General features: G+C 66.4%; 15 protein-coding genes. 14 read left to right on the top strand and 1 reads right to left on the bottom strand.

Going from position 1 to position 15,021, the window contains the following annotated elements; genetic code table 11:
- From ACOCEP_RS27695 to ACOCEP_RS27650, 10 genes are all read left to right on the top strand, one after another.
- Positions 1 to 441: a hypothetical protein gene (locus tag ACOCEP_RS27695; RefSeq protein WP_482331961.1), complete on the top strand. Its 441-nt coding sequence runs from the start codon at positions 1 to 3 to the stop codon at positions 439 to 441.
- 73 nt (positions 442 to 514) lie between these two features.
- Positions 515 to 1,258 (top strand): hypothetical protein, encoded by a 744-nt coding sequence (locus tag ACOCEP_RS27690; protein WP_482331959.1) that lies wholly within the window; start codon positions 515 to 517, stop codon positions 1,256 to 1,258.
- Positions 1,259 to 1,451: 193 nt separating this feature from the next.
- Positions 1,452 to 2,750 (top strand): hypothetical protein, encoded by a 1,299-nt coding sequence (locus ACOCEP_RS27685; RefSeq protein ID WP_482331958.1) that lies wholly within the window; start codon positions 1,452 to 1,454, stop codon positions 2,748 to 2,750.
- A complete protein-coding gene (locus tag ACOCEP_RS27680; RefSeq protein ID WP_482331957.1) occupies positions 2,738 to 3,559 on the top strand; it encodes a class II glutamine amidotransferase domain-containing protein in 822 nt (273 codons plus the stop codon). The genes ACOCEP_RS27685 and ACOCEP_RS27680 overlap by 13 nt, the downstream gene beginning before the upstream one ends.
- A gap of 204 nt (positions 3,560 to 3,763) precedes the next feature.
- On the top strand, positions 3,764 to 4,873 hold the full coding sequence (locus ACOCEP_RS27675; RefSeq protein WP_482331955.1) for a DUF4192 domain-containing protein: 1,110 nt from the start codon (positions 3,764 to 3,766) through the stop codon (positions 4,871 to 4,873).
- A 107-nt stretch (positions 4,874 to 4,980) separates the two neighbouring features.
- The gene (locus ACOCEP_RS27670) at positions 4,981 to 5,448 is read left to right on the top strand and encodes a hypothetical protein (RefSeq protein WP_482331954.1); all 468 of its coding nucleotides are present in this window, start codon (positions 4,981 to 4,983) and stop codon (positions 5,446 to 5,448) included.
- Between the two features lie 105 nt (positions 5,449 to 5,553).
- The gene (locus ACOCEP_RS27665) at positions 5,554 to 5,958 is read left to right on the top strand and encodes a DNA-processing protein DprA (protein WP_482331953.1); all 405 of its coding nucleotides are present in this window, start codon (positions 5,554 to 5,556) and stop codon (positions 5,956 to 5,958) included.
- 473 nt (positions 5,959 to 6,431) lie between these two features.
- Positions 6,432 to 6,926, top strand: a complete 495-nt coding sequence (locus ACOCEP_RS27660; protein ID WP_482331952.1) for a single-stranded DNA-binding protein — start codon at positions 6,432 to 6,434, stop codon at positions 6,924 to 6,926.
- Positions 6,927 to 7,066: 140 nt separating this feature from the next.
- Positions 7,067 to 7,453 carry a hypothetical protein gene (locus ACOCEP_RS27655; RefSeq protein ID WP_482331950.1) on the top strand — a complete coding sequence of 129 codons (387 nt, stop codon included), beginning with the start codon at positions 7,067 to 7,069 and terminating at the stop codon, positions 7,451 to 7,453.
- Between the two features lie 88 nt (positions 7,454 to 7,541).
- Complete coding sequence (locus ACOCEP_RS27650) at positions 7,542 to 8,000, top strand: hypothetical protein (RefSeq protein ID WP_482331949.1); 459 nt, start codon at positions 7,542 to 7,544, stop codon at positions 7,998 to 8,000.
- A 91-nt stretch (positions 8,001 to 8,091) separates the two neighbouring features.
- On the opposite strand, the gene ACOCEP_RS27645 is transcribed toward ACOCEP_RS27650, so the two are convergent.
- Complete coding sequence (locus ACOCEP_RS27645) at positions 8,092 to 8,742, bottom strand: hypothetical protein (protein ID WP_482331948.1); 651 nt, start codon at positions 8,740 to 8,742, stop codon at positions 8,092 to 8,094.
- Between the two features lie 821 nt (positions 8,743 to 9,563).
- Between ACOCEP_RS27645 and ACOCEP_RS27640 the strand changes: the two genes are divergently transcribed.
- The 4 genes from ACOCEP_RS27640 (at position 9,564) to ACOCEP_RS27625 (ending at position 14,682) form a co-directional block, all read left to right on the top strand.
- Positions 9,564 to 10,886 carry a hypothetical protein gene (locus ACOCEP_RS27640; protein ID WP_482331947.1) on the top strand — a complete coding sequence of 441 codons (1,323 nt, stop codon included), beginning with the start codon at positions 9,564 to 9,566 and terminating at the stop codon, positions 10,884 to 10,886.
- An 830-nt stretch (positions 10,887 to 11,716) separates the two neighbouring features.
- A complete protein-coding gene (locus ACOCEP_RS27635; protein ID WP_482331945.1) occupies positions 11,717 to 12,826 on the top strand; it encodes a tyrosine-type recombinase/integrase in 1,110 nt (369 codons plus the stop codon).
- A gap of 9 nt (positions 12,827 to 12,835) precedes the next feature.
- Complete coding sequence (locus ACOCEP_RS27630) at positions 12,836 to 13,177, top strand: helix-turn-helix domain-containing protein (RefSeq protein WP_482331944.1); 342 nt, start codon at positions 12,836 to 12,838, stop codon at positions 13,175 to 13,177.
- On the top strand, positions 13,174 to 14,682 hold the full coding sequence (locus tag ACOCEP_RS27625) for a hypothetical protein (protein WP_482331943.1): 1,509 nt from the start codon (positions 13,174 to 13,176) through the stop codon (positions 14,680 to 14,682). The genes ACOCEP_RS27630 and ACOCEP_RS27625 overlap by 4 nt, the downstream gene beginning before the upstream one ends.
- Positions 14,683 to 15,021: the final 339 nt, after the last annotated feature.

Raw genomic sequence — 15,021 nt, 5'->3', positions numbered from 1 at the left:
ATGGGTGACCCCAACGCCGGCGGCTGGGCGCACCTCGACGCGCTGCCGCCGTACAACCTGCCGGTCACCGTCGAGAGCAACATCCCGCGCGGATGGAGCCCCGCCGACCCAGCAGCGTGGTCGCTCGCACGAGGAATCCTTCATCACCTGTGCCACGAACTCCACGCGTCACCGATCTCAGTGCTCTACCAAGAACTCACCGGGCGACGGACCCGGGACTTCATCGGCCTGCGAATCACAGCACGTGCGCGTCCGCAGCGCGGGAACGACACGATCGTCATCTACCGCAGCGAATCCGCACACACAGGCACCGGCGTCGGGCGATGGTCCCTCGCGGTCAACGGGCTGATTCCCGTCTCACGCAGAGGCCTCACACGCCCTCCGGCCCAGGCGATCGCCCGCCTCGCGCGCGAAGCACTCGTAGCTGGGCTCGATACCTGACCGGCAACCGCCCGCACCGCCCGATCCCGCATGCAGGCCAGCCAGTCTCGGAACCGCGACCTTTTGGAGCACCATGCTGCACGCAATTCCCGGCGAACACTACGTCGAATTCGTCGCCGACGGCATCAAACCCGACGACCAGCCCAGCTTCGCCGCCTGCGTCGACGTCGTCCCGCTGACGACCTCGCGCTTGGGAGCACAAGTACGTCTGCGCGCCGAGGTCATCCCCGCGATCCAGCACTGGATCGCCCGCAACCCTCAAATCGACATGGGGATACAGCTGCAACCCGCCGACACACACCACTGGACAGACCAGCGTCTGACCATCCACACAGCCAGCTCCCGCTGGGAACGCACTCTCACGATTCGGCCTGACGGCGACGGCCTCTACGAACTCAGTAGTGACAGGACCTGGTTCCTGCAACTGTCGGTACCGACAACGACGGCCGCGACAATCAAGTCGATCAACCGCAAACTCGTCAAGCCGTCGAACTTACGCCCGGAACCAGGAGAGGTACTGGTCACGCTCGCGGACTCCCGGATCGCATTCCCCGCGGTCGTGGACGACGAGGACTGGAACGGCGCCGAAGTACCGTACTTCCGGCCGGAGATCGCGAAAATCATCGGTGCCTGGCTGAACTATGCCCACCTGACACTCGACGACGCTTACGCCCGAACCTACTGGGAAGGCGACACCCTCATCGTCGTCGAAAGCAACTCCGCCGCTATGGCGGGATACCACCCCGATCACGTCAAACCCGGACGGGATGGCCGCTACGCCATCGGATGGCGAGGCTGGGCCTGGGAATCCGTATAGGCCCGGTCCCGGCCGACAAGCTCGCGTACCTCCGCCGATACGGCACGGCCACACCTAGTGCCGGGTAGTGGCCTACTCCCGCGCCTAGCCGCCGTGACCACATTCGCATCCGAACTTTCGTTCACATCATTCACCTCTGCCCTCGCGGACTCAGCCCGCGAGGGCATTTTCCTATGTCCGAAGGGAAAGAACGTTGACACTTTCCGCCGATCAGCTCACTCTGCGATGCGATTGCTGTTCCATCCCCACCTCGCAGCGGCACCGTACCGCCGCCGGGCAGAAGGCATGCAGTACCTGTGTCGAAGCCATGCCGTCATGCGACGGCTGCGACCTGCCTACCGCATCCGCGTTGCCCTCGGACGATCACGGCGACGTGTGTGTCACGTGCGCCAACTCCATCGGCCTCTACCCCTGCGTCGACTGCCCGACACTCATCGCCGACGGTGACACGTGCAACGTTCATTCCGCCCCGCAGCCGGCCTCGTTCGTCTGCAACGACTGCCGTAGTCGCCGTACCGGCGAGACAGCCTTCCACGCAACAAACGACCGCGAACTGTGCGGCGTTTGCGTGGAGGCCTATCACCTGTGCGATGACTGCAGTCTGTTCGACGAGTACAGCACGGCCGCTGAAAACAGCGACATCACGCAAGCCTTCTGCTATCCCTGCGGTCGCGATCACGGCTATTACGAGTGCCGGAGCTGCGAAAGGCTCATCAACCACGGCGACTACTGCGTCACCCACATCGACAATGCGGCCTACGACTCAATTCATAGTTACGACTTCAAACCCGAGCCGATCTTCCACGGGATCGGCCCGCGTTACCTCGGCATGGAACTGGAGATCAACGTACCCCGAGGCGAACTCGCCAGCTGCGTCGACGGCGCGATCGGAGCGCTCGGCGAACTCGGATACCTCAAAGAGGACGGATCCATCGCCCGCGGCTTCGAACTCGTCACGCACCCAATGTCCTATCGGTGGGCGCTCGACTCATTCCCCTGGCAGCTCCTCACCGACCTGCAAGCCAAAGGTTGCACTGGAGACGGTATCGGCCTGCACGTCCACATCAGCCGTGCCGCCTTTGCCGACTCTTTTCACATATACCGGTGGATGAAGTTCATCTACCGCAACGCTTCCGATGTCCAACGGCTTGCCAGGAGGCACTCCAGCTACGCCGCGTTCAACGACCGTGAGCGGGTCTTGGTCAAGGAGACCTGCAAAGGCGAGCGGATTCCCCCGCGATCCCTCGCCATCAACACGCAACCGGAAGACACGCTCGAACTGCGCGTCTTCGCCTCCAGCCTCTATGCCGGCGAGGTCCAAGCCGCTCTCGCGTTCGCGGACGCGTCCGTCAGCTACACACGCGACCTGACTATCTCCGACCTCGCTCAGCGTGGGGCCTGGAACTGGGACAGCTTCACTCGATGGCTCCTGACGCGACCGAAGTACTCGCCGCTGACCCGCGAACTGGAGAGCCTCGCATGTGCATGCTGACCTACCTTCCCGAGGGCATCCAGCCCGACGTCGACGCTCTCGGTAACGGAGCGAGCCTCAACGACCATGGTCACGGCTACGCCATCGTCGCTGACGGGCGCATCTTCTCGGGCCGTGGCATGCAGGCCTCGGCCGTCATCGACGAGTTCGCCGCCCTTCGCCGCCTCCATCCCGAAGGTCCCGCCCTGTTCCATAGCCGGTTCGCCACACACGGGTCGGTCAATATCTCCAACAATCACCCGTTTCCTGTAGGCGCGGACGAGCGGACCCTGTTGGCGCACAACGGAGTTCTTCCCGCCGGGGCACAGCCGGTCAGGGGCGACGACCGCTCGGATACGCGCATCGCCGCGGACGAGATCTTCTCTAGCGCACCGTTCTCGTCCTTCGACGATCCGAAAACCCGCGCGCTCATCGAACGATGGCTCGGACGCTTCAACAAAGTCGTCATTCTCACCATCGACCCGCGCTATCGACAGAACGGCTATATCTTCAACGAACTCGCGGGCGTCTGGGATGGCGGCACCTGGTACTCCAACTACGACTTCGAAGACTACCGTTCCTATTCATCGCCGGGGCACGCCGCGTGGTGGGGACTCGACGAAGGCTGCGCGTGTTGCGGCATCGCCGACAGCATCGACCCCGAATCAGGCCTCTGCCTCGCCTGCGGATCGTGCCCTGTATGCGGCGCCGACGAAGGAGACTGCCGCCGGGGCTGCTATCGCGTGCTTCTGAGCGCTCCATGTGATGAATGCGGCTCAGACATTCGCTACTGCCCGTGCCCGCTTCCCGATGGATACGCCACCACCTGATCCACGGCCACAACTAGCCCCTGCGCTTTCACGCTCGGATCTCGCGCGCCGTCGACCGGGATATCGCTACCCGAGCCGCGTCATGGTCAACCCAGCGTCGTTATGGCTCCGTCGCGCTAGCTGCCGCCAGCGCACCGCGGACCGTCCACAGTGACAACACATCCATTTCCCTTCGACCATTACTGTCCAGAAAGGACTGTCATCGTGCGCCCCAGTGTCAGATTAACATCCACGAGCGACGTGTTCGCGGCGATCCCGCACCTCCTCGGCTTCGTCCCCGATAGGTCTCTGGTGCTCATCTTCATCGGCAACGACCCGCTGCGCCCCAACCGCGCCGAGGTGGTGATGCGGACCGCACTCGACGATGTCGGTCGGGATCCCGTCGCGCTCGCACGTCAGGTGACCCAGCGCGTGCTGGACCGTCCGATGGCCGGTGTCGTCGGCCTCGCCGTGTGCCCACCATCACCCGGGAATGGTTCCGCACTGCCCTATCGAACGGGACTACTCGCTCTCACCCGCGCGATCCAGCAGCACGGCCTGCGCGTCGACGAGATCGCGCATGTTCCCGACTTCACCGCAGGCGCCACGTGGCAGTCCTACCTGGCCGAGGAACGAGCCGGGCGGCTTCCCGACCCCTTCGCCACACCACTCGCCGCCACCGCCGTCGCCGAAGGACTGGTCACAGCGCGCTCTCGTGACGACCTCGCGGCCGCCTTCACCCCCGCCGATGCTGCTGTTCGGGCTCGCCTGGCGCCGCTGATCGTCTCCGCTCTCGAACAATCTCGCGCCGACCGGGCAAAGCCCGACATCGCGCGCGAACGACTCGCCCGCGCCGAGAACGCGATCACCGCTGCGGCGGCTGCCACCCTGCCGGCAGAGGACCACGAGATCGCCGACCTGATCGCCACCTTCAGCTGCGAACCATTCCGCAGCGCACTGTTCGATGACAGGTCGACACAGCTCCTGCACGGCGTTAAGGCCCTGACAACCTATCTGTGGCGGTTCGCCCCAGAACCGTGCGCGAGCAACCTCACTGCGATAGCCGGTCTGCACGCCTACATGCTGGGCGGAGGCGCCACCGCCAGGATCGCCGCCGACGCAGGCACCGCTCGCCTGCCGCTACTAAGTCTTCTCCGTGAAGTTCTCGAACTCCAGCTGCACCCGGACGAACTGAAGTCGGTGGTGAGGAACGCAGGCGCTCAAACTCGCGCCGACCTCGACGCTTTCGGGTCACCAGAAGGGCCCTGCGTGGCTGAACCGCGCGGAGCTACGACCAGCCTCGACAAGACCGTCGATCGAACCAGCCGTGACTGATCAGCCACTACGGATGCTGTAGTCCCACTAAATGGTCCGTAATCCGCGCGTTCGCAGTCGATCTCAGGGTTCCCGCGCGCTCCTTGTCACGAAGAGAAGGGTCCACTATGGAGTATGGTCTGCCCTGCAAGTTCCGGTTCGGCTATCTAACGGCTGACAAGGGAACTTGGTTCTATTACAAGACGCACGCGCTGCGCGACGCGGCCGCCGGCCGCTACTCCGCTCTGCACCAGCGACGAGTCGTCGTTGAGACACAAGCAACCGGTGGCCAGCGGGAACCCGACCAGCAAGGCTGGACAGCCGACGGGTTCATCGACCCGCCCGCGCTTGGACCCGCAATGTCCGGTGATCCGTCCGCGCTTCTGACAGAAATCCGTAACGCACTCCTGTCTTGCGACGACGGTGCCGACGCGCTCGACAACGCGGAAGACGAAAGTGACGAGTACGAGGGAGAAGAGATTCAGAATTCGGCCCTCGCGCAACTACACGGGTCGATCTCCGCTCTCGACAACATCCTCTCCCGCGGAGGCCCGCTCCCGGACAGCTGGCGCCACGCCGTAACCAGCGAGCGCTAACACCGCCACGTCGGCGGTGAGGCGTGCTTCCCTGCGGAATCGACGTCAAGTACCCGGCGGCGCACGCAACCCTGCTGGACCAGATCGCGGTTCACCGGCGCGCTCGTGAGCGAGTACTCACCCGGCACACCACCGGCCAGGCACTGGTTGCTCGTCCAGAACAGGCTCCTCGCGGCCCTCACCGCAGCGACGGTCGTCGTCGAGGCGGGAGGGCGCAGCAGCGCGCGGAACACCGCTTCTACCGCCGGAGAACTGGGCAAGGTCGTGATGGCCATGCCGGGATCGGTCTCGTCGCCGACGTCCGCCGGCTGCCACGCGCTGATCCGCGACGGCGAGGCCATCCTGGTGACCTCCGCCGCCGACGTCCTCGACGCCACCGCGTCCCGGGCAACGATCCTGCAGAGCCCGTCGCCGACAACGCTTCGTCGAGCACTTAGGGCTACCTGGTTCCTCCCTGATCTCCGCGGCTCGCGCTCGCTCTGTCCCGAGCGAGGATCCGCCCCCCGTTGAGGCGACGACGTCACGGCTGGGCCGGAAAAGTCGCGGTGACGACATCCGCGGGAAAGTGCGCGGTCCGAGCACGGGCCCTCGTCCGATGCCAGCTGTACTCTCCGACGCCGACTCTCTGCTGAGGGCAGCTGACGAGGAAGCCTGGACACTGCCTATCCGGTTGGGGGCTGGGGAAACGCCCGATGGGCGTTTCCCCAGCCCCCAACCGCCATACCCACATCGTCTGTCTGGCGCTCCCCTGGTCGTGGGTGTGTGGACCGCACAAAGTCAAGCACCCCCGGGCCGGGGGCAACGTTCCCGGAGTCCCCGCCCGATCCGCCCGGGTGAACCGGCCGCTCACCCACCGTCCGCCCGTGCCCGCTGCATACAGGCCGGTCCACCCCGGACGGACGAGCCGGTCCGGGAACGACCCCCGGCCCAGGAGCGCTAGGGCTGCGCCGCGTTCCAACCACCCGACAACCCAGGAGAACACCATGGCTGGCGAACCCGTCATCACCGTCATCGGAAACCTCACCTCCGACCCGGAGTTGCGCTTCACCCCCTCCGGGAAGGCGGTCGCGAACTTCACGGTCGCGTCCACCCCGCGCAAGCGCAACAACGCGACCGGCGAATGGGAGGACGGACAGGCGATTTTCCTGCGCTGCACCATCTGGCAGCAGCCTGCCGAGAACGTCGCCGAATCCCTGACTCGCGGCGCACGCGTCGTGGTACAGGGCAGGTTGCAACAGCGTTCGTTCGAAACCCGCGAAGGTGAGAAGCGAACGGTCGTCGAACTCGACGTCGACGAGATCGGCCCGTCCCTGCGCTACGCGACCGCGAAGATGAACAAGGTGACCAGGACGCAGAGTGCCCAGACCACCGCCGCGACCGCGGCCGCTCCGGCCGACGACGTGTGGGGTCCGGCGCCGGAACCGGAGCCGGAACTCGTCGGCGCGGGTGTCGGTGGTGGCAGCGAGCCGCCGTTCTAAAAGCCGGATCAAGTGTCCGGCCGGGACTCCCCCACTGGCCGGACACCAACCCACCCCGAGGCCGGTGGGCCAGCCGTACCGGCTGGCCCACCGGCCTCGTCTCATGTCGTTCCGTCCTCACCGCCACCCGGAGAACCCGCATGGACGACGCCAGCTTGATCCAAGCCGCCCTGCGCACCGCCATCGAATCCCCAACCGCCCTCGATGGCCGAGTCAGCGACGCGCTCGCCCGCACAATCGCCGCACAGTTCTATTCCGGCGGCGACGACGAGTCCTACGGCTTCGTGGCCACCGGTTCAATCCCCGACAATCCACGACGGCTGTGGCGCCAGCTCGAACCCGATCCCGACTTCACGCTCCCGTCGGACCGCCAGGCGCTCGGCTACCTCGCCGTGTACCTGCTGCGTCACGCTGGACGCCGCCCCGTCGACGGCTGGAATGGTCTCTGGCTCCGCGCAGGCGAATATCCGATCGACGCGTGCCCTGCCGGTCGGGACGGCCTCGTCATGAGGCCTGGCCGTGCCTGACCGGCAAGACCGCGCGACGCGATCATCTCGACGTGTAACGGCCGGAAGATCACCCTCAAGCGTGCTCCGGGTGCTCTACGCTCAAATGATGAGCACACGCTACGGGATCACGTTCTCGGGCCTGACCCTCGCCGCGGGCGCCGGAGTGTTCTGCGGCGTCGTCCCCCTGGGCTACACCGCCATGCTCGCCGCTGTCTTCACCAATCCGGCTCTGCTGGTCGCCCTGCCCGGCGCGCTCGTCCTCGGCGCGCTCGCCGGACTGCTCGTCGCTTACGGCACCCGCAACGCGATCCGCCCGAGGATGGCCCAGCGCTACCGGCGCTTCGTCACTGCCGGGCTGATCGCCATGCCCGGCTTCTTCTTCATCGGCCGTATCGAGGAGCTCACCAGCAGTCCTGAACCAAGCCGGTGGGCGATCGGGTTCATCCTCTGCTGCGGTCTCGCCGGAATCGCCGTTCACTACTGGTGGCGCAAGCGGCTCACGCTCGAACAGCACGCCCGGCGCGCCGCCGAGAACCGCGCGCGACAGCACACCACAGTCGCCTGACCACAGTCGGGGGAGGTGGCCGCATCTGGAGATGCTGGCCACCACCCCCGACAAACTGGCGCCGTCACCGGCGGCCGCCGCGCACCAGCGGCTAGTCCGACATCTCCTGGTGCGCTGTGCGCTCGTCAGCCCCGGCGCTCGCGTCACCCACGTCAGGCACTGCCCGGTCCATTACTTCGCTGTCCGGTGCCGCATCGTTCACCGGCGGCGCACCGTCCACGCCGGACGCACTGAATCGTCCGGCGCTCGCCTTCGGGGCCGTGCTCGTCGGAGCCGACGCCTCCGCCTCGTCGTCGGCGCTATCGCGCAGAAGAGCTGTCACCGCCTTGACGGGCAAGCCCAGCAACGTCGCCGTCGCGCTGAGCGTCACCTCGGCCGCGCGGATCTGCCGCACCGAGGCGCTCATCACCTCACGCCATTCGGCGATCTCTATCGCTGCATCCGCGCGGACTTCGTCACACCGCCGATGGCGCTCGCCGGTCTTAGCTTCTTTCTGCCGGTCCAGCTCAGCGAGCTTGCGTTCCAACTGCTCTTCCAGAGCGGTGATCCGGCTGTCCCGCTTCCGCTCGATGCTCTCGACCGCGGCCGCCGCTTCCGCGAACGGCCCCAGCGCCTCGTCGATCCGGCGTTCGTTGGCCCGCTCGCGTTCCAGTTGCTCCGCGCGTCGCCGGCGTGCCGACTCCAGACGCTCCAGCGCCGCCGTTGATCGCCGCCGCCGTGGCCTCGCCGTGTTCTCGGCCATGCCGAACCTCCCCGCTGGGGAGGGCTGCGGTCATGCGTCCGAGGCTACCGTCACGACCGCCGTGGCGCCGTCGGCAAAGAACGGTCCGGGGCGCGCACCGTTTGCTGCCCCGGTCAATGTGGGCGCGGGGCCGCCGCGACAGCCCCAGAGGGCTCCCACCGCATGCGGTGGTCCGCCAAGGCCGCGACGGACCCGCTGACGCTCCGCCAAAAGGCACAGTCAGCCTACGGAGCGCTCAAGCCAGGATAGCCGTCGCTGCTCGCGCGGGATGAGCCGACCAACCCTCTGGTCCGGCCGGCATCCGGCCGCGCCGTCGGCAGCTGACGGTGGTTCGGTTCGCCGCGGATGTCCCGTCCGCGGGTGGTGGGTGGCCCCGGCATTGTGCCGGTCGCTGCCCCAAATACAAGGGCACCCCAAGATGTTTTTTGACCGAAAAGCGTGGTCAAAAAACATCTTGAGGCCCCACCCTTGCATTCGGGTCCCCTTGCTCCCTTGGACAGGCATTAAGGGGCAGGCCGGAGGCCTGCCCCCAGGTGCGCCGGGGCCACCCACCACCCACTCAGCCCCCGCTCACCTCTACCGAAATGCCGCAAATCCGCCAGCACGCACGCGAGCACAATTCCACCCCGAACGGGATAACACCAGGTCAACGACATGCAGATAGTCATCGAAAACCCTTCCTATATTTCACCGAAAAAGAGTACCGCCAACAATCCGTTTTGCCTTGTGACCTGCGGAAACACCTACTAATATCGATCATGCAAGGCACTCGGGACGCCAAGCCCGAGCGTTACAAAGAATACAGTTAAGGATCACTCATCATGGTTTCCACCATTCATGAAACACACCGTACGAGTGTGGAAAAAATCGTCACCGCGTTGCAGTCTCAGCCCCCGCGCGTCCGTTCCGCGCTGACCGAGCTGCAACGTATCTTCGTCAGCAGCTCCGAGCAGCCGCCCGCGATCCTCACCGCGTGCGCCGCAGCGCTCAAGACGGACGACCAGCTCACCGCAGACATTCTGGCCGGAGTGCGCACGGCACACGCCGAGTGGGACAGCTACGGCGACCTAGAGCGCAAGCTGTACAGCGCGTGCGTCTACTCGACAGAATCCCGGCACGCGATCACGGCGACGGAACCGAACGACATTACCGTCATGCTGCGCGCGACCCCGCCGCGCGTCAAAGACGCCGCTACCGCGTTGCGTTGGCTCAACGCCGTCACCCAAGGCGCGCATCGTGAGGCGTACATGGCGTGCTCTGCTCTGCTGTCGAACCCGAGCGCGGACCACCCCGCAGTGGTCGAGGCCATCCAGACCGGATACCGGGTGTGGCCGAAGCTTGACGAGCAAAACCGGACTCTGTTCATGGCGTGCGTGTACGCCAGCAAAGCGCGCGCGGAAGTCGCGCGCGCCCGCGCCGCCAAGCGACACGCACGGGGCGAAGCCGAGACGCCCGACGAGGCGCACCGGTGCGGCAACTGTGACGGCGTGCTTCCCGAAGGCATGAACTACTGTTCCGAGAATTGCCGACGCGACGCCGAATCGGCCGAACGTCCCGCGCCCGAGCATCACACCACCACAGCCGCAGCACGGCCGGAAGCCAATGCGACCAAGCGGAAGCGGCAGACCGCCGAGAAACGCGCACAGGCAAAGACGGTCGCCGGTGAACTGGAACAGCAGTACGACGAGCATTACCGCGCTATCGTGGCTGCGATCCCGAGCGCCGGGGTGGTGCGCAAGAACGAGGGCACCGTCGACCGGTACGAAGACGAGCGGCAGCGGGCACGCGACCTAGACGACAGCCGGGACGGAGTCGACGACCTCACCGGGCACCGCGTGACCGATCACGATTACGACCGCATGGCGTTGCGTCCCAGTCGGGCAACCGATCAATGCTCCGCGTGCAACCTCGAACGCCCCACCCGCGAGGCACACGCCCCCGGCAGCAGCGACGACCGGTGCCAGGAATGCCAGGACCGGCACCGCGTTCCGCTCGACGTCATCCGGTGTGAGGTCGCGATCGCAGCCCAGCGTCCGAATCCGGGCCACGCGATCATTGACACCCTGTACGGACTCGACGCGGTAGACGTCCTGCGCAGCCTTCAGGCCCGCCCGCGCACCGCGCCAGCACTCGCCGCAGCCTGACACCCGAACGGCCTGGCACCCGCACGGGTGCCAGGCCCCACCCGGCAGGAGCCGAAACCGTGCGATAACTCACCGAAGTACTCGCCGACATAGACCAGCAGCTCACCGACGCCGAGCACATCCCGACCAGCGAACCCACAGCAGTCGCCGCCTATCTCCGCGAACTACTCACCCGCCACGGCCAGTGGGCCACCGTCCGGGGAAGCGTGTCCGAAGTGGTCACCGCCGACACCATCCGGCGCGAAGCCGCCCACCTCACCCAGCAGTAGCCCGCCCCGGCAGCGACGCAAGGCGGCCCGTCAGTCACAGACTGACGGGCCGCCTTTTTGTGTCGGTCACCAGGGTTCGCCTCGGCGCCACCGGCCTTCGCTTCACTCCGGCAGGCGGCGCCGAGGCGAACCCGCCGGGCGTCCAGCGCGCGACGTGCCCCGCTCACCCACCAGCCCCACTCACCCACCAGCCCACGCACCTCCCGCACGCCACCCGCGCCCAACACCACCACTCCACCGCGCCACCGCCGACCACACCCCCACCGCCACCACCTCACCAGCCGCCCAGCCCACCACCGCACACAGCACGTCTTGCAGATCATCTGAAACCAGGGCGAATCGCATCTGATGCGAACACGCGCCACACTTAATGCGGCCGATATCCAACCGTTCGTGGAGCCCTTTAAGTGGGGCGTCAACACGGCCTTGTGTGTCCGAGGGTACTGCACACCGCGGCGGCATAAGCGGCGCCGCGCGACGAATTCGCCGAAGCTCACCACCAGGCAGGATTGCATCTAATGCGATATCGTCGCAATGGATGCGACCGAGTGGGGTGAGTCTGTGGGTCTGGACGATCTGCCAGCGGGCTCTGCCGGGCTGCAACTGGTCGCCGGGGTGCCGCTTCTGCATCCGGAGGAGCAGCTGTTCGCCGCGATGCTAGACGGCTGGCGGAACCAGCTTCTGGCCAGAAGCCTGGCGCGTTCGACCGTCGACAGCGCCCGACGGGTGGTGCGGGCTTTCGCTGACCACTGCGGCACCTATCCGTGGTTGTGGGCGCCGCAGCTGGCTGACGAGTGGTTCGCCGACCTGCGTGCGGTCCGGCATCTGGCGCGATCCACGGTGCGCAACTACCAGGGAGCGCTGCACGGGTTCTGCGCGTTCGTCACAGATCCGGCGTACGGATGGGCGGCCGAGTGTGAGCGCCGGTTCGGCACGCATCCAGTGCAAGTGATCAACGAGGTCAACGCCGCGGTGCATGTCGAGGACTCGGAGGCGGACGCGAGCAAGCGCGCCTTTACCCGCGCAGAGCTACAACAGCTGTTCGACTACGCCGACGACGAGGTGGCCCGGAAGCGGGCGTTGGGGCGCAAGGGCTGGCTGCCGGCGTTCCGGGACGCAACGTGTCTCAAGGTCGCTTACGGCTTTGGACTGCGCCGCAACGAGGCGCGGATGCTAGACGTCGCCGACTTTGGCAGGAACCCTCATGGGCCGGAGTTTGGCGAGTTCGGTGTGCTGCAAGTCCGGCACGGCAAGGCGAAGAAGGGCTCGCCTCCGAAGCGGCGCGGCGTGCTGTGTGTCTGGGACTGGGTGCCCGAGGTCGTCGAGCAGTGGTCGACCGATGTGCGTCCGCTTCTCGGCGTGGACGGCAATCCGGCCTTGTGGCCGTCGGAGCGAGGCATGCGGATCGGTAATAAGCAGCTCAACCGGCAGCTGGCGACCTACCGCGACGCGCTCGGTTTCGATGCCGCGCTGGACTTTCACTCGCTGCGCCGCTCGTACGTCACGCACCTGATCGAGGACGGCTGGGACCCGCGGTTCGTACAGGAACAGGTCGGCCATGACCACGCGAGCACGACGTCGATCTACACGTGCGTGTCCTCGGATTTCCGCACGCGCACGCTGCGCCGCGTGCTGGACGGAACGATCAACAAAGCCCTGGGCAGGGACTGAGGAGATTCCATGACGGACAAGAAGCGGTCGATCAGCTACAGCTGGCGACTGCGGGAGATCATGGCCGAACACGGCATGTACCAGACCACCGAGCTGGTGGACCCGCTGCACGAGCGCGGCATCTACTTGTCAGTCTCGCAGGTACATAGGCTAGCGACCGGCACACCGGAACGGCTGTCGCTTCAAGTACTGGCGGCCTTGTGCGACATCTTCGGAACAACTCCGGCGGACTTGATCGTCACCGGCGCGGAGAACGTCGGGATCCGCAAGACCGGCACTGCCGACCGTCCCCGGTCGGTCGGTGTCACCGAGCCGCGGCCGGCACGCGCCCGGATCACCACCACCGAATGACCCTGCGCGACGAGGTTTGCGCCCGCTGTGGCCGGGAAGTGTGCACCGACGTGGAGAAAACCAGGCTGCGGGATCCGCGGCTTAGGACCCGGATTCGCTGGCCCGAAGGCCCGGTGTGCGTGAAGTGCTACGACGACGCCGTGCACACGCGGGGCAGTTGCAACGGCTGCGGCGTCGAACGACTGCTGCCCGGGATCAGCGCGGCAGGCATGCGGTCGTGCACCGACTGCGCGGGAGGGCTCGGCGACTTCACCTGCGGCCGCTGCAGCCAGGAGGGACCGCGCTACCAGGCCGGTATATGCGCGCGCTGCGTACTCTCCGAACGTCTCGCAGTTCTGCTGGACGACGGGACCGGCCGGATCCGACCCGAGCTTTCCCCGTTCTACGCGTCCTTCCGTACGATGCCCCGCCCCCGAGCCGGGCTGCTGTGGCTGTCCAAACCACACATTCCGCCGCTCCTGCGCGCGCTAGCCAGCGGCGACGTGCCGCTCACTCACGAAGGACTGGCCACGCTCCAGCCGTCGCGGGCCGTAATCCACCTGCGGGACCTGCTCGTCGACGCCAACGTTCTGCCGCCGGTGGACCGGCTCCTGTTCCTGCTCGAGCAGTGGCTTCCCGGCTGGCTGGCCACGGTCGAGAACCCTCAACACCGCGCTGTACTCGAACGCTTCGCGACCTGGCACGTCCTGAGGCAACTGCGCAAGACCGCAGAGAGGGAGCCCATCAACTCCGGCCGCGCGAACAGCGCCCGGCACCTCATGCGGATCTCCGCGCAGTTCCTGAACCACCTCACCGACCACGGACGGCGCCTTGAAACCTGCCGCCAAGCCGACATCGACCGCTGGCTCGCCACCGATCTCGACCGACACGGTCACTCCCGCACATTTCTACGCTGGTGCATCACCCACCACGAACTACCGCCCCTGCGGCTCCCGGCCGTCACCACGAACGCCGGCCCCGGACTCAGCCAGCAAGAACGGCTTGCCTACATTCGCCGCGTCCTAACCGACCACACCATTCCCGCCACCGACCGGGTCCTCGCGCTGCTGATCCTTCTCTACGCGCAACCACTGGTAAAGATTGCGCAGCTGACCATCGACGACGTACTGCGAGAGGACGACCAGGTCCTGCTCCGGCTCGGCGACCCGCCGATCCCGGTGCCACTTCCCTTCGCTGAAGTGCTCCTCGACTACGTCGACAACCGCCCCAACATGCTCTCCGCCAACAACCCCAACAGCCGTCACCTGTTTCCCGGACGCCGCGCCGGGCAACCAATGCACACCACCTCCCTGCGCCTGAGACTGCGCAACCTCGGGCTGCCCAGCCTCGACGCCCGCACCGCCACGATCCGCCAACTCCTGCTCGAAGCACCCGCCGCTGTCATCGCCGGAATGCTCGGCTACCACCCCAGCACCACCGAAACCCTCGCCATCCGAGCCGGTTCCACTTGGGCCCGCTACGCAGCGGGTGAGCACCAGCGACCACAACGCCCAGGGGCGCGATGACCGTCAAAGCGCCACCACACCCGAAACCTGGTCGGTTAAGGTTGCACTCGTGCGCCTATGCGGAGATAGCGTCCTGGGCGGCAGCAGGGCTCTCGAACGCCTCGACATCATCGAGCAGTGGCATGTGGAACCGCTCGACCGATCGGAATCACAATTACCGCCGCGATCCGGATGGACCGGGAGTGGTCATCGATACCGCAGCTCGTGCGGGAACACGCTCGACCTGGCACCGTTCGAGCTCGTGACGGACTTGTCTCGCGGCCTAGTGTCGGCGCTGACAGTGGATCTCACAGATCAGCGCTTCGACATCGGCTTCCACCCGGTTCGGTGTCCGGCGTT

The organism is Amycolatopsis sp. CA-211722 (genome assembly GCF_056828465.1).
This window is presented reverse-complemented; position numbering and strand designations above follow the sequence as displayed.

Excerpts from the sequence above, each read along its gene's own strand:
- ACOCEP_RS27655 (WP_482331950.1), top strand. The coding sequence starts at position 7,067 with ATGGACGACGCCAGCTTGATCCAAGCCGCCCTGCGCACCGCCATCGAA.
- ACOCEP_RS27625 (WP_482331943.1), top strand. The coding sequence starts at position 13,174 with ATGACCCTGCGCGACGAGGTTTGCGCCCGCTGTGGCCGGGAAGTGTGC.
- ACOCEP_RS27660 (WP_482331952.1), top strand. The coding sequence starts at position 6,432 with ATGGCTGGCGAACCCGTCATCACCGTCATCGGAAACCTCACCTCCGAC.
- ACOCEP_RS27645 (WP_482331948.1), bottom strand. The coding sequence starts at position 8,742 with ATGGCCGAGAACACGGCGAGGCCACGGCGGCGGCGATCAACGGCGGCG.
- ACOCEP_RS27640 (WP_482331947.1), top strand. The coding sequence starts at position 9,564 with ATGGTTTCCACCATTCATGAAACACACCGTACGAGTGTGGAAAAAATC.
- ACOCEP_RS27695 (WP_482331961.1), top strand. The coding sequence starts at position 1 with ATGGGTGACCCCAACGCCGGCGGCTGGGCGCACCTCGACGCGCTGCCG.
- ACOCEP_RS27680 (WP_482331957.1), top strand. The coding sequence starts at position 2,738 with ATGTGCATGCTGACCTACCTTCCCGAGGGCATCCAGCCCGACGTCGAC.
- ACOCEP_RS27650 (WP_482331949.1), top strand. The coding sequence starts at position 7,542 with ATGAGCACACGCTACGGGATCACGTTCTCGGGCCTGACCCTCGCCGCG.
- ACOCEP_RS27630 (WP_482331944.1), top strand. The coding sequence starts at position 12,836 with ATGACGGACAAGAAGCGGTCGATCAGCTACAGCTGGCGACTGCGGGAG.
- ACOCEP_RS27690 (WP_482331959.1), top strand. The coding sequence starts at position 515 with ATGCTGCACGCAATTCCCGGCGAACACTACGTCGAATTCGTCGCCGAC.
- ACOCEP_RS27670 (WP_482331954.1), top strand. The coding sequence starts at position 4,981 with ATGGAGTATGGTCTGCCCTGCAAGTTCCGGTTCGGCTATCTAACGGCT.